9 protein-coding genes and 1 tRNA gene are annotated in these 13,484 nt (G+C 60.9%); 7 read left to right on the top strand and 3 right to left on the bottom strand.

Annotated features, from left to right (window positions below; translation table 11 throughout):
* Window positions 1-11 precede the first annotated feature (11 nt).
* A complete protein-coding gene (gene uraD, locus CTATCC11996_RS07500) occupies window positions 12-1,787 on the top strand; it encodes a 2-oxo-4-hydroxy-4-carboxy-5-ureidoimidazoline decarboxylase (protein WP_034348398.1) in 1,776 nt (591 codons plus the stop codon).
* Window positions 1,784-3,070: a M20 family metallopeptidase gene (locus tag CTATCC11996_RS07495; protein ID WP_003074730.1), complete on the top strand. Its 1,287-nt coding sequence runs from the start codon at window positions 1,784-1,786 to the stop codon at window positions 3,068-3,070. Before uraD ends, CTATCC11996_RS07495 begins: the two co-directional genes overlap by 4 nt.
* Before the next feature lie 84 nt (window positions 3,071-3,154).
* Here the strand turns inward: CTATCC11996_RS07495 and CTATCC11996_RS07490 are convergent, their stop codons facing one another.
* Entirely contained in the window at window positions 3,155-4,129 is a 975-nt protein-coding gene (locus CTATCC11996_RS07490; protein WP_034348396.1) for a LysR family transcriptional regulator, read from the bottom strand.
* A 127-nt stretch (window positions 4,130-4,256) separates the two neighbouring features.
* Between CTATCC11996_RS07490 and CTATCC11996_RS07485 the strand changes: the two genes are divergently transcribed.
* From CTATCC11996_RS07485 to CTATCC11996_RS07465, 5 genes are all read left to right on the top strand, one after another.
* A complete protein-coding gene (locus tag CTATCC11996_RS07485) occupies window positions 4,257-5,441 on the top strand; it encodes an MFS transporter (protein WP_003074723.1) in 1,185 nt (394 codons plus the stop codon).
* Between the two features lie 670 nt (window positions 5,442-6,111).
* Window positions 6,112-7,599 (top strand): nucleobase:cation symporter-2 family protein, encoded by a 1,488-nt coding sequence (locus CTATCC11996_RS07480; protein ID WP_003063711.1) that lies wholly within the window; start codon window positions 6,112-6,114, stop codon window positions 7,597-7,599.
* Window positions 7,600-7,769: 170 nt separating this feature from the next.
* Window positions 7,770-10,067 carry an NADP-dependent malic enzyme gene (locus CTATCC11996_RS07475; RefSeq protein WP_003074720.1) on the top strand — a complete coding sequence of 766 codons (2,298 nt, stop codon included), beginning with the start codon at window positions 7,770-7,772 and terminating at the stop codon, window positions 10,065-10,067.
* Between the two features lie 273 nt (window positions 10,068-10,340).
* A tRNA-Ser gene (locus CTATCC11996_RS07470) sits at window positions 10,341-10,430 on the top strand.
* Window positions 10,431-10,614: 184 nt separating this feature from the next.
* Window positions 10,615-11,850: a tyrosine-type recombinase/integrase gene (locus CTATCC11996_RS07465; protein WP_003074718.1), complete on the top strand. Its 1,236-nt coding sequence runs from the start codon at window positions 10,615-10,617 to the stop codon at window positions 11,848-11,850.
* 279 nt (window positions 11,851-12,129) lie between these two features.
* Here CTATCC11996_RS07465 and CTATCC11996_RS07460 read toward each other — a convergent pair whose 3' ends face one another.
* The gene (locus tag CTATCC11996_RS07460) at window positions 12,130-12,621 is read right to left on the bottom strand and encodes a hypothetical protein (protein WP_003074716.1); all 492 of its coding nucleotides are present in this window, start codon (window positions 12,619-12,621) and stop codon (window positions 12,130-12,132) included.
* Window positions 12,599-13,078 carry a Panacea domain-containing protein gene (locus tag CTATCC11996_RS07455; protein ID WP_003074712.1) on the bottom strand — a complete coding sequence of 160 codons (480 nt, stop codon included), beginning with the start codon at window positions 13,076-13,078 and terminating at the stop codon, window positions 12,599-12,601. Before CTATCC11996_RS07455 ends, CTATCC11996_RS07460 begins: the two co-directional genes overlap by 23 nt.
* Between the last annotated feature and the right edge of the window lie 406 nt (window positions 13,079-13,484).

Genomic DNA, 13,484 nt, shown 5'->3' with positions numbered 1-13,484 from the left:
TTGATTGCGACATGGCTTTGACCCTGGAACAACTGAATGCCGCCGATGCGGCAACCGCCACCGACCTGCTCGATGGCCTGTACGAGCACTCGCCCTGGATTGCCGCCAAGGCACTGGAGCAGCGTCCCTTCAAGTCCATGGCGCATATCAAGCACGCCATGGCCAAGGTGCTGGCCGAGTCCAGCGAGCAGGCCCAGCTCGATCTGATCCGCGCTCACCCGGAGTTGGCCGGCAAGCAGATGGAGACCAACACGCTCACCGCCGAGTCGACGAATGAGCAGAAGAAGGCTGGCCTGACCAACTGCACGCCCGAAGAGCTGGAGCACATCCGCAAGCTCAACGCCGAATACGGCAAGCGCTTCGGCTTCCCCTTCATCCTGGCCGTGCGCGGCGCGCGCGGTCTGGGTCTGAGCAAGGCCGAGATCATTGCGACCTTCGAGCGTCGCATGTTCAACCACCCGGCCTACGAACAGGCCGAGGCACTGCGCAACATCCACCGCATCGCCGAGATCCGCCTGAACGACAAGTTCGGCTACGAACCCGTCGAAGGCAACGAAGTCTGGGACTGGCAGGAACGCCTGTCCACCAACAGCGACCCCGGCTATGCCGAAAAAGGCCAGCTGACGGTGACTTACCTGACCGATGCCCACCGCGCCTGCGCCCAGCGCATCAGCCACTGGATGCGCGAGATCGGCTTCGACGAGGTCGAGATCGACGCCGTGGGCAATGTGGTGGGCCGCTACAAGGCCGCCACCGAAGGCGCCAAGACCCTGCTGACCGGCAGCCACTACGACACCGTGCGCAACGGCGGCAAGTACGACGGCCGCCTGGGCATCTTTGTGCCCATGGCCTGCGTCAAGCAACTGGCCCAGCAAGGTAAGCGTCTGCCCTTCAACATCGAAGTGGTGGGTTTCTCGGAAGAGGAAGGCCAGCGCTACAAGGCCACCTTCCTGGGCTCGGGCGCCCTGGTGGGCGACTTCAAGCAGGAATGGCTGGAGCAAAAGGACGCCGACGGCATCACGCTGCGCGAAGCCATGCTGCATGCCGGCCTGTGCATCGACGACATTCCCAAGCTGGAGCGCGACCCCGCCAAGTACCTGGGCTTTGTGGAAGTGCACATCGAGCAGGGCCCCGTGCTCAACGAGCTGGACATTCCCCTGGGCATCGTCACCTCCATCAACGGCAGCGCCCGTTACACGTGCGAATTCATCGGCATGGCCAGCCACGCCGGCACCACGCCCATGGACCGCCGCCGCGATGCCGCAGCCGGCGTTGCCGAGCTGTCGCTGTACATCGAAAAGCGCGCCGGCCAGGACGGCGACAGCGTGGCCACCATCGGCCAGCTGAACGTGCCCTCGGGCTCGGTCAACGTGGTGCCCGGCCGCTGCCAGTTCTCGCTGGATCTGCGCGCTCCCACCAACGAGCAGCGCGACGCCATGATCAACGACATCATGGCCGAGATGGCTGCGATCGCCGAACGCCGCGGCCTGCGCTACAGCACCGATCTGTCCATGAAGGCAGCGGCTGCACCCAGCGCTCCCGAATGGCAGAAACGCTGGGAAAACGCTGTCGATGCACTGGGCGTGCCCCTGTTCCGCATGCCCAGCGGCGCCGGTCACGACGCCATGAAGCTGCACGAAATCATGCCCCAGGCCATGTTGTTCGTGCGCGGCATGAACGCCGGTATCAGCCACAACCCGCTGGAAGCCTCTACCTCCGACGACATGCAACTGTCCGTGGATGCCTTCACTCACCTCCTCCACCAACTGGCTCAAGAACAGCAATGACCAATATGAATCAAGACAAGCAAGCCACCTACGCCGCCATCGATGCATGGATTGACGAGCACTTCGACGAAGAAGTGAAGTTTCTGCAGGCCATGGTGCAAGTGCCCACGGACACGCCTCCCGGCAACAACGCGCCCCACGCCGAACGCACTGCCGAGCTGATCAAGGGCTTTGGCTTCGACGCCGAAAAGCACGTCGTGCCCGAAGCCGACGTCAAGGCCTACGGCATGGAATCCATCACCAACCTGATCGTGCGCCGCCAGTACGGTGCGCAGGGTGACGGTGGCCGCACCATCGCCCTGAACGCCCACGGCGACGTGGTGCCTCCGGGCGAAGGCTGGACCAAGGACCCCTACGGCGCCGAGATCGAAGACGGCAAGCTGTATGGCCGCGCCGCTGCCGTGAGCAAGAGCGACTTCGCCTCGTTCACTTTCGCCGTGCGTGCTCTGGAAGCCGTGGCCAAGCCCTCCAAGGGCGCCGTGGAGCTGCACTACACCTACGACGAAGAGTTCGGCGGCATCATGGGCCCCGGCTGGCTGCTGGAAAAGGGCCTGACCAAGCCCGACCTGATGATTGCAGCGGGCTTCAGCTATGAAGTCGTGACCGCTCACAACGGCTGCCTGCAGATGGAAATTACCGTGCAGGGCAAGATGGCTCACGCCGCCGTGCCCCACACCGGTGTGGACGCGCTGCAAGCCACTGCCGTGCTGCTCACGGCCCTGTATGCCGAGAACGTGAAGTACAAGCAAGTCACGTCCAAGGTGCCCGGCATCAAGCACCCCTACCTGAACATCGGCCGCATCGACGGCGGCACCAATACCAATGTGGTGCCCGGCAAGGTCATGCTCAAGATCGACCGCCGCATGATTCCTGAAGAGAATCCCGTGGAAGTCGAAGCCAGCATCCGCGCTGTCATCGCCAAGGCCATCGCCGACTTCAACACCCAGGGCGGCTACACCGGTGAAGACGCAGTGCGCGTGGACATCAAGCGCCTGCTGCTGGCCAACGCCATGACACCTCTGGACGGCAACAAGCCTCTGGTGGACGCCATCCAGGCCCACGGCGAAGCCGTCTTCGGCGAAAAGCCTCCCGCAGTGGGCACGCCTCTGTACACCGATGTGCGCCTGTACGTCGAGCGCGGCATCCCCGGCGTGATCTACGGCGCCGGCCCCCGCACCGTGCTGGAATCGCACGCCAAGCGCTCCGACGAGCGCCTGGTGCTGGAAGATCTGCGCCGCGCCACCAAGGTGGTGGCCCGCTCGCTGGTGGACCTGACTGCCTGAGCACCAAACACCGTTTGAACGCCTAGCCTTCTCCAGACTGGATGGAGGTTTTTCAAGGAGCCTGGATTCGTCCGGGCTCTTTTTTTATGCGCGCCCAGGCAGCAGGCCGGCGGGCATTTGCTCGGCATGACTGAGGTCCACATGGCTGGCCAGAAAATCCAGCACCGCCCGCGTCCTCACTGGCAACTGGCCGGGCTTGCCCACATACACGGCATGGATGGGCTGCAGATCTCCGGGATTGAAATCCTCAAGCAACGCCTGCAGCCTGCCCGCATGCAAGTCGTCCCAGGCGTGATAGAGCGACAGCCGCGCCAGGCCCGCCCCGGCCTTGGCCAGATTGGCCATGGCTTCGCCATCATTGACCCGCAGCACCTCTCCCATGCTCACCGTCACCGCGTTGCCCGCCACCACAAACGGCCAGTGCGGAATGGCTCGCGGATAGTTCCAGCCGATGCGCACATGGCCTGCCAGCTCATCGGGATGCTGCGGTCTGCCAAAGCGCTGCAGATAGTCGGGCGAGGCCACGATCACCTGGCGCGTGTGACCCAGCTTGCGCGCCACCATGTCCGAAGACGGCAGCTCTCCCCAGCGCAGGGCGATATCGGCACGGGCCGCAATCAGGTCCACGACATGATCGGTAAAGCTGAGGTCCAGCTGCAGTCCCGGCCAGGTCTGCATGAGCGGGCCGACCAGTGGCACCAGCAAGCGGTTGCCCGTGGACGAGCTGGCATTGATGCGCACCACGCCGGTGGGCTGGCCCTGCCGGGTGACCGAGGACTCCAGCGCCAGCCAGTCCGCCAGCAGCTGCCGCCCCTGCTCCAGCAATTGCTCTCCCTCGGCCGTCAGCTCCAGCCGCCGGGTGCTGCGGCGCAGCAGCTGCACGCCCAGCCGGGTCTCGAGCCGGGCCACGATCTTGCTGACCGCCGAGGGCGAAACCTCGCGCAGGCGCGCCGCTGCCGAGAAGCTGCCCTGCTGGGCCACCTGCACAAAGGTCTGCAGCTCCACAAAGCGGTCCGCGCTGTGCTCCTGCAGCGAAGGCATAGCCATGGATTTCTTCATGAATCACATCATAAAGATGCGATTTATTCCCCACAGGAACAAATGCATGTCCGCATCAAGGGCTAGCGCGCCTTCTGCCGCAGGTTCACAGTTCAGCCCTTCGCGGAATTTTCACAAGGACGTTTTCATGCCTGCAGCATTGCTTGCGCTGGCCGCCGGTGCCTTCGGCATCGGCACCACGGAATTCATCATCATGGGCTTGCTGACCCAGGTCAGCCAGGATCTTCATATCTCCATCCCCACGGCGGGCACGCTGATCTCGGGCTATGCCGTGGGCGTCGCCGTGGGCGCCCCTGTGCTCACGCTGGCCTCGCGCCGCTGGCCGCGCAAGCTGCTGCTGCTGAGCCTGATGCTGCTGTTCATCGCCGGCAATGCCGCCGCCGCTCTGGCACCCAGCTATGGCTGGCTGATGGCGGCACGCGTGCTGACCTCGCTGACCCACGGCACCTTCTTTGGCGTGGGCGCGGTCGTCGCCACACAACTGGTGGCACCCGAGAAGAAAGCCTCGGCCATTGCGCTGATGTTTTCCGGCCTGACCCTAGCCACGCTGCTGGGCGTGCCCTTCGGCACCTGGATCGGCCAGCACTGGGGCTGGCGCATGGCCTTTGCCAGCGTCAGCGGCATCGGCGTGATCGCACTGCTGATCCTGCTGCGCCATGTGCCACGCGAACTGAGCATGCCCAGCCCTCAGGGCCTGACACAGGAGCTGGCCGTGCTGCGCAATGGCGCCATGTGGCGCGGCCTGCTGTTGACGGTGATCGGCTTTGCCGGCGTCTTCACCCTCTATACCTATATAGAACCGTTGCTGACCCAGATCACGGGAATGGACAACCACATGATTGCGTTCACCCTGCTGCTGTTCGGGGCGGGCCTGGCCCTGGGCAACCATGCGGGCGGCAAGCTGGCCGACCGCTTTGGAGTGCCGCGCGCACTGTGGGTGTCGCTGGCCGCCCTGATGCTGGTGCTGATCGCGGGCCGCTGGATGTTTGCGAGCACGCCGCTGGCGATTGCCTTTGTGCTGCTGCTGGGCATTGCCGCCTTTGCCACCGTCGCGCCGCTGCAGATGGGCGTGCTGCAATCAGCGGGCGAGGCCGGCATGAATCTGGCATCCAGCCTCAATATCGCAGCCTTCAATCTGGGCAATGCCCTGGGCGCCTGGCTCGGTGGAGCGGTGATCGCACACGGCCTGAACCTGACTTCGCTGGCCTGGGCGGCCGCCATACCGGCAGCAGCGGCGCTGCTCATGGCCAGCTTCGCGCCACGTCAGACCAGTCCAGTTCAGACTTCGCCCATGGCGGCGGGAATGCACTGAAGCTCAGACGCGGCATCAAGGCGGCACAAGGCGGCACAAGGCGGCAGCCTGCCCTGCAGCTGCGCAGACGAATCCCACTCCCAAGGCGACCTCAAGGTCGCCTTTTTTGCTTGTGCAGCAGCTCGGCATGGTTTTTGCACCAATTCAGATCCATGACAAGGCATGAACCCCTTGCAGGCCCCCATGCACGCTTTTGCACAGCGGTGCACCAATTTCGGGCTTGACACCCTTTTTTGCACCTTCTTCAACGCTAATGCATGCAACCGGCCTCAAGGCGGCAATCCACTTTCTTTCACTAGATGTTTCAAGACCCGAAACCTGCGCACGCATAACCGCAGTCAGATTCCTTGCGATTGCATATCGCGCAATTTTTGCTATGAAAAACAAAGCAACTATCGCTTGATGCAAAAAGGTTTCAATATGTTTTATCCTGAAAATTAGAAAAACAAAGGGTCATTAGCTACATATTTGATAGCAATCAGTAATTACCTTAGATGGTTATGCGCGAAAAACATAATCATTGACATCCCATCCAGAAACTGAAATTTGAGCAGGGTTTACCGCTAGATGCTGCGCGTTATGAGCTGTATACACTTTTTGTATGGATTGCATGCCGTTCGCGAATCGCATGCCAACCTGAAGCCAATATAGAGTGAGGAGACATGTTTTTATGACATCCCAAGTGCATCCCGTGGATGAGGTTCTGCCATTTGGCAAGCTCACCGCCTTAGGTCTGCAGCACGTTCTGGTCATGTATGCAGGCGCCGTCGCCGTGCCGCTGATCGTGGGCCGTGCCCTGAACCTGCCCCCTGAGCAGGTCGCGCACCTGATCTCTGCCGACCTGTTCGTCTGCGGCCTGGTCACCCTGATCCAGGCCATGGGCGCAACCCAGTGGTTCGGCATCAAGCTGCCCGTGATGATGGGCGTGACCTTTGCCAGCGTGGCCCCCATGGTGTCCATGGCACAGAGCACCGGCGGCAATGCCGGCGCAGGCCTGATCTTTGGCTCGGTGATAGGCGCGGGGGTGATCTCCATCCTCATTGCGCCGCTCATCAGCCGCATGCTGCGCTTCTTCCCACCGGTCGTAACCGGCACCATCATCGCCGTCATCGGCATCAGCCTGATGCGTGTGGGCATCAACTGGATCTTCGGCAACCCCGTGGGCCCCACTGCCCCTTCGGTGCCCAACCCCGAGCATCTGAAGTGGCTGGCCGAGGCCCAGGCCATGGCCGGCGCTCCCGGCTCCTCGCTGCCAGCCATCCCCAAGGGCTTCTCTGTGCTGCCCACCATGCCCAACCCCAAGTACGCCGATCTGCAAGGCGCTGCGGTCTCCGGCATCGTGCTGCTGTCCATCTTGCTGATCGCACGCTTTGCCAAGGGCTTCCTGGCCAATATCTCGGTGCTGATGGGCATCTTGATCGGCGGCGTGATCTCCGTGGCCATGGGCCTGATGAACTTCGAGAAGGTCGCCAAGGCCGAGTGGTTCACCCTGGTGCTGCCCTTCCAGATCGCCATGCCCGTCTTCGACCCCATCCTGATCCTCACAATGAGTCTGGTGATGGTGGTGGTGATGATCGAGTCCACCGGCATGTTCCTGGCCCTGGGCGACATGGCCAAGCGCGACATCACGCAGGACGAGCTGACCCGCGGTCTGCGCACTGACGGTCTGGGTACCCTGATCGGCGGCATCTTCAACACCTTCCCCTACACCAGTTTCTCCCAGAACGTGGGTCTGGTGGCCGTGACCGGCGTGCTCAGCCGCTGGGTCTGCGTGGCCGGTGGCGTGATCCTCATCGTTCTGGGCGTACTGCCCAAGATGGGCGCGCTGATCGAATCCCTGCCCACCGTGGTTCTGGGCGGTGCGGGTCTGGTGATGTTCGGCATGGTGGCCTCCACCGGCATCCGTATCCTGGCCAACGTGGATTTCCGCAACAACAAGAACAACGCCATGATCGTGGCAGTGTCTATCGGCGTGGGAATGATTCCTCTGGTTGCCCCTAATTTCCGTCAGTGGATGCCCCATTCCATCCATCCACTGATTGAATCCGGTATCCTGCTGTCCTCGATTACCGCCGTGGCATTGAATCTTTTCTTTAACGGAGCCGCCAAAGACAACAGCGCTGCCATCAACGCAGCACGTGAGGCTGACGCTCACTAAACGCCAGTCCTGAAGCGAACGCTGGCTTACCGGCCAGCCCAAGCCCCCTGCCGCCCCACAGTGCGCCAGGGGGTTTGTTGTCGATACAGTTGAAGCAAAACAGACCTGACTCAAAATGCTTCTTGCCATCCGGTAAGCTCCGAGAAGCAACTTGCTGATAAATATTTCGTATGACACAAAACCTGTCCTCCGCCGAACAAGCCCTGCGCGATGCGGCCCGCGAATACCACCGCAGCCCCGTCAAAGGCAAGATTTCCGTCACCCCTACCAAGCCCCTGTCCAACCAGCGTGACCTGTCCCTGGCCTACTCGCCAGGCGTGGCCTACCCCTGCCTGGACATCGAGGCGGACCCCTCCACCGCGGCCGAGTACACCTCGCGCGGCAACCTGGTCGGCGTGATCACCAACGGCACCGCGGTGCTGGGTCTGGGCGATATCGGCCCGCTGGCGTCCAAGCCAGTGATGGAAGGCAAGGGTTGCCTGTTCAAGAAATTTGCCGGCGTGGACGTGTTCGACATCGAACTGGCCGAGCGCGATCCCGACAAGCTCATCGACATCATTGCCTCGATGGAGCCCACCCTGGGCGGCATCAACCTCGAAGACATCAAGGCTCCCGAGTGCTTCTACATCGAGCAGGAGCTGTCCAAGCGTATGAACATTCCGGTGTTCCATGACGACCAGCACGGCACGGCCATCATCTCCAGCGCCGCTTTGCTCAATGGCCTGGAACTGGTGGGCAAGGACATCGGTGCCGTCAAGGTGGCCGTCTCCGGCGCCGGCGCGGCAGCCATTGCCTGCGTCGACGTGATGGTGGGCCTGGGCATCAAGCGCTCCAATGTCTTCATGGTGGACTCCAAGGGCGTGATCTATGAAGGCCGCCCCGGTGGTCTGGATGCCTCCAAGCAGCGCTACGCGCAGAACACCGAAGCACGTACCCTGGCCGACGTGGTCGACGGCGCCGACGTGTTCCTGGGCTGCTCCGCTCCCGGCGTGCTGACTGCCGACATGGTCAAGACCATGGCCGACAAGCCCATCATCCTAGCCCTGGCCAACCCCGAACCCGAAATCCGCCCCGAACTGGCCAAGGCCATCCGCCCGGACTGCATCGTGGCCACCGGCCGCTCCGACTATCCCAACCAGGTCAACAACGTCCTGTGCTTCCCCTACATCTTCCGTGGCGCGCTGGACTGCGGCGCCACCAAGATCACAGAAGCCATGAAGCTGGCCTGCGTGCGTGAAATCGCCGCCCTGGCCAAGCAGGACGTCAGCGACGAGGTCGCCGCCGCCTACCAGGGCAAGGAGCTGACCTTCGGCCCCGACTACCTGATCCCCACGCCCTTCGATACGCGCCTGATTCTGCGCATCGCTCCCGCCGTGGCCCAGGCTGCCGCCGAGTCCGGTGTCGCCACCCGCCCCATCGAGGACATCGCCGCCTACCGCGAAAGCCTGACCCGCTTCGTCTACCAGACCAGCATGTTCATGCGCCCCGTGTTTGCAGCCGCCAAGGCCAATCTGCAACGCGTGGCCTATGCCGAAGGTGAAGACGAGCGCGTGCTGCGTGCCGTACAGGTTGCCGTGGACGACGGCCTGGCCAAGCCCATCCTGATTGGTCGCCCTGCCGTCATCGAAGCCCGCATTGCCAAGGCCGGCCTGCGCATGCAGCTGGGCAAGGACGTGGAAATCTGCAATCCCGAAGATGACCCCCGCTTCCGCCAGTACTGGGAAACCTATCACAAGCTGATGGGCCGCAACGGCGTCACCCCCGAAGCCGCCAAGGCCGCCGTGCGCCGCTCCAACACCCTGATCGCCGCCCTGATGGTGCACCTGGGTGATGCCGATGCCATGCTGTGCGGTCTGGTCGGTCGCTTCGACAGCCACCTGGCCCATCTGGAAGATGTGCTGGGCCTGAAGAAGGGCGCCAACGAGTTCGCCACCGTGAACGCCGTCATGCTGGAATCCGGCACGCTGTTCGTGGCCGATACCTACATCAACGACGCTCCCAGCGCCGAAGAACTGGCAGAGATCGCCAAGATGGCTGCCGACGAAGTGGCCCGCTTCGGCCTGCCACCCAAGGTGGCCTTCCTCTCGCACAGCAACTACGGCTCGTCCACACGCGGCTCGGCCCGCAAGATGCGCGCTGCACGCGACCTGTTCGCCGCCGCCAACCCCGGCATCGAATGCGATGGCGAAATGCACGGCGATGCGGCCCTGGACGCCAACGTGCGCAGCCACTCCCTGCTGGAGTCCTCGCTGACGGGCGCAGCCAACGTGCTGATCTGCCCCAACCTCGACGCCGCGAACATTCTGTTCAACGTGCTCAAGACCACAGGCGGCCATGGCACGACCATCGGCCCCATCCTGATGGGCTGCTCGGCTTCCGCCCACGTGCTGACCCCCTCCTCCACCGTGCGCCGCGTGGTCAACATGACCGCTCTGGCAGCAGCTCAGGCCATCGCACTGCGCAGCTGATCAAACGGCACCTCTCGGGCATCCCGCCCGAGGCAGCAACAAAACGCCCTCAGGGGCGTTTTGTTTTGTGCCATGCCTTGTCTTGAACTTTGAACCCTTCGTTCATTCACGGCAGCGCTGTAACGCGCGCAGCAAACGCCCATGGCAGACGCCATGATGAAAAGTGAATGCCAGTCGAGATACAGCAAGCGCCATGCGCTATGGTTTCATAGACAAAGCAAAATGCGCGCAATGCCGAACGGCGCACAATCCTTGTGTAGAATCCTGCCATCCGGAGGTTTGGGTGAGTGGTTTAAACCAGCAGTCTTGAAAACTGCCGAAGGAGTGATCCTTCCGTGAGTTCGAATCTCACAGCCTCCGCCAGGACATCGACGCACACAACGTCAAATCGCTTCAAAACCCGCTTCTCTCATAGGGAAGCGGGTTTTTTCTTTGTCGCAAGTAATCGCACCACGCTTCAGGACAACCCAGCTTTTTGTTGGTACTTTCGTTGGTAGCTCAATCAGAGCCAAAATCAGATACCAACAACTAGGATCAACGGGGCCACATGGCACTGACCGATACGTTCATCAAAAACACCAAGCACAGCGGCAAAGCAGCTGGCGACAAACACAGCGATGGTGGTGGGCTGTACCTGCACGTCAAAGCGGCGGGCAAGTATTGGCGGTTGGCCTATCGCTTCGAGGGCAAACAAAAGACACTGGCGCTCGGCGTGTATCCCGCTATCACCCTCGCCCAAGCCCGACGTGGCCGTGACGATGCCCGCGCCCTGCTTGCGCAAGGCGTAGACCCCAGCCAGAACAAGCAGCGCCTCAAAGAAGACAAGGCGGTGGCAGCGCTCAACACCGTGGAAGCCATGTCCCGCGCTTATCTGGCAAACAAGCGGCCAGGATGGTCAACGACACACTACGACCGCGAAGCCCGAAGCCTGGAGAAAGACCTGTACCCTTTTCTTGGTCAGCGTGTGATTGGAGAAGTTGAGCCGCCTGAATTGTTGAGAGCATGTGAGCGCGTACAAGACCGCGACGCAGTGGAAAGCGCGCACCGGCTGCTCACCACGGCATCAGGAGTCTGGCAATACGCAATCGCCAGAGGCTGCGCCACACGGGACATTGCCCAGGACATCAAGAAAGCCCTCAAACCACGCCAGAAGGGCCATTTCCCAGCCATCACCGACCCAGCCAAGCTGGGCGAACTGCTGCGCGCCAGCGATGGCTATGGCGGCGGCCCTGTGGTGCGGACAGCGCTCTACATAGCCCCCATACTGTTCCAGCGCCCCGGCAACCTACGCACCATGCGCTGGGCTGATCTAGACCTTGATGCAGGGCTCTGGACTATCCCCAGCGCTGACCTCAAACGCAATGTCGAGGGGAAGAAGAACGGCGCGCCGCACAAAGTTCCATTGCCCCGGCAAGCCGTTGTGGCCATACGCAAGCTGTATCCCGTGACAGCGGGTCGCGAGTATGTCTTTCCAGGCCTCCGAGACCACGCCAAACCCATGAGCGAAGCTGCCGTCAATGCGGCTTTGCACGCAATGGGCTACAAGGACATTCACACTTGGCATGGCTACCGTGCGACTGGCCGCACCCTGCTGCGCGAGGTATTCAAGATCGACATTGACGTGATCGAGGCTCAACTAGCCCACGTGGGTGGCAAGACCCATAACGGTGCCTATGACCGAGCTACTTTCGTCGATGAGCGCGCAAAAGTTTTGCAGCAATGGGCTGACTATCTCGAAACACTGCGCCACGGGGCCGAAGTGATCCAGTTCAGGCAGGCATAGCACCTAGAAAGTAAAGACAAAGTTGACAGGTGCGGACGCTGGCCATCGTTGTCTGCCGCTGCTCCCGGAACTGACCAACATACTGGAGCAGAAAGCATGTGACCGATGCAGCCGTTCATGTCTCAGTGCTTGGTAGATAGGCCTATTCGCGACCTACCCAAGCAGACGCCTTGGAGAGTTTGCCTTTTCGGCAAGGCCTAGTGCGGCAAACAAATTTTGACCAGAGGCGAGGACCAGTGCTGGCGAGCAGCGAGTTGGACCAGCCTTTTCACAACGCTGCTACGACGGAAAGACGCGGTGCTCTCGATCTAGAAGCACCAGAAAGAAAGCAGCACGGGCTCGGAATCCATGAACTCTCAACTTATTCTGATCGACGCGTAGTTCAAAAAAAGTGATGTCTGGGGAAATTTGGTCACGGACCGACTCTAGATGAGTCTTTGCGGCTTCGGCAGTCTTGACAGGGTCGTAGGGTGTATACGCAAGCCCACGCTTATCACGTTTGCCGCTCGTTTGAAGAACCTGCTTCCAAGTCCTATTGCGAAGATCGTTAATCAGCTCAGTGAAGGCTTTGAGTTCATCTTTCTCCCAATGAGAAAAACACTCGTATGCATCCCGAAAATATTTGAGCGCGATGTAAGGGTTAGCATTGTCACCACCTTGCACATCAGCACTTTCGGCGATAGCAAAAATCTGGTTATCGCGTTCGCTTAGCTGAAGTGTTGCCTTAGCTTTTGCTTGGATCTTTTCTCTAGGCAGCTGCGTCTTGGCCATCCGTCATCTCACCATATGTCCGTTGAAAATAGGCTTTGATGGCATCTTTGGAGATAACAGCCTCACAACGAGCCTCTGGGGCTAGTCCTCTTCTGGCGTCCTTCCAGGGATCTTCCATATGGGTCATCGCTTCAAGACGCTTCGCTGAGAACTCACCGTAAATGTCAGCAACCTGAGCCAAGATACCCTCGGAATCGGCATCGATTTCGTCGGCCCCATGGTATTCCGGAATCGAGTTAAAGCCATATTCCTTGAACTCGTGATAGACGCTTGGCACCACTGGTCCATGGGCCCAAGCCTGCATGTCCTCTTGAAAAAGAGGCCTATCAAACGCTAGCAAGTGCCACGCTTGCGCGTAATAAAGAAGCTTTTGCAGCTTAAGCGGCGTCATAGAGTCGCCGCTATCACGATCAACGTGGTTAATGAACCATGCTGCGGCATCAATTGGATTTGTCATGTTCTCCCTTTCAGTGCATTTTATCGCGCCATCTATTCCAGCTCGTCGGCATGTCAGCCCAACAAAGCGAGCCGTCAGGGCTATGTGGCCAATTTATGTCCACTGGCTCGATCAAGTCTGTAGGCATGCATCAGAAGATGCGCAGCGCGTCAACGCGTACACATGAGCTTTGAGAGAACGCGTTCATTGCGCACCTTGAGTTGAACAATAGCACCTAACGTAGAACGGTCAACCAAAGAAAAATCTGACAGGCTGCATCTATCCGAACTCAGCAGGTCACAGCAAAGACCTAGTCGGCGGCATCCTCCACATAAGGCACAGATCAGCCGAACCACAAACGCGACGTCCCAGGGCACCCTGCCCCTTACAGACCTACCGATGTGTAGCACTGCATTCCCGCTGCATT

Source organism: Comamonas testosteroni ATCC 11996, from assembly GCF_000241525.1.
GTDB classification, from domain to species: Bacteria; Pseudomonadota; Gammaproteobacteria; order Burkholderiales; family Burkholderiaceae_C; genus Comamonas; species Comamonas testosteroni.
Note: the sequence above shows the minus strand (reverse complement) of the source record. Positions and strands in the feature narration are given on the sequence as shown.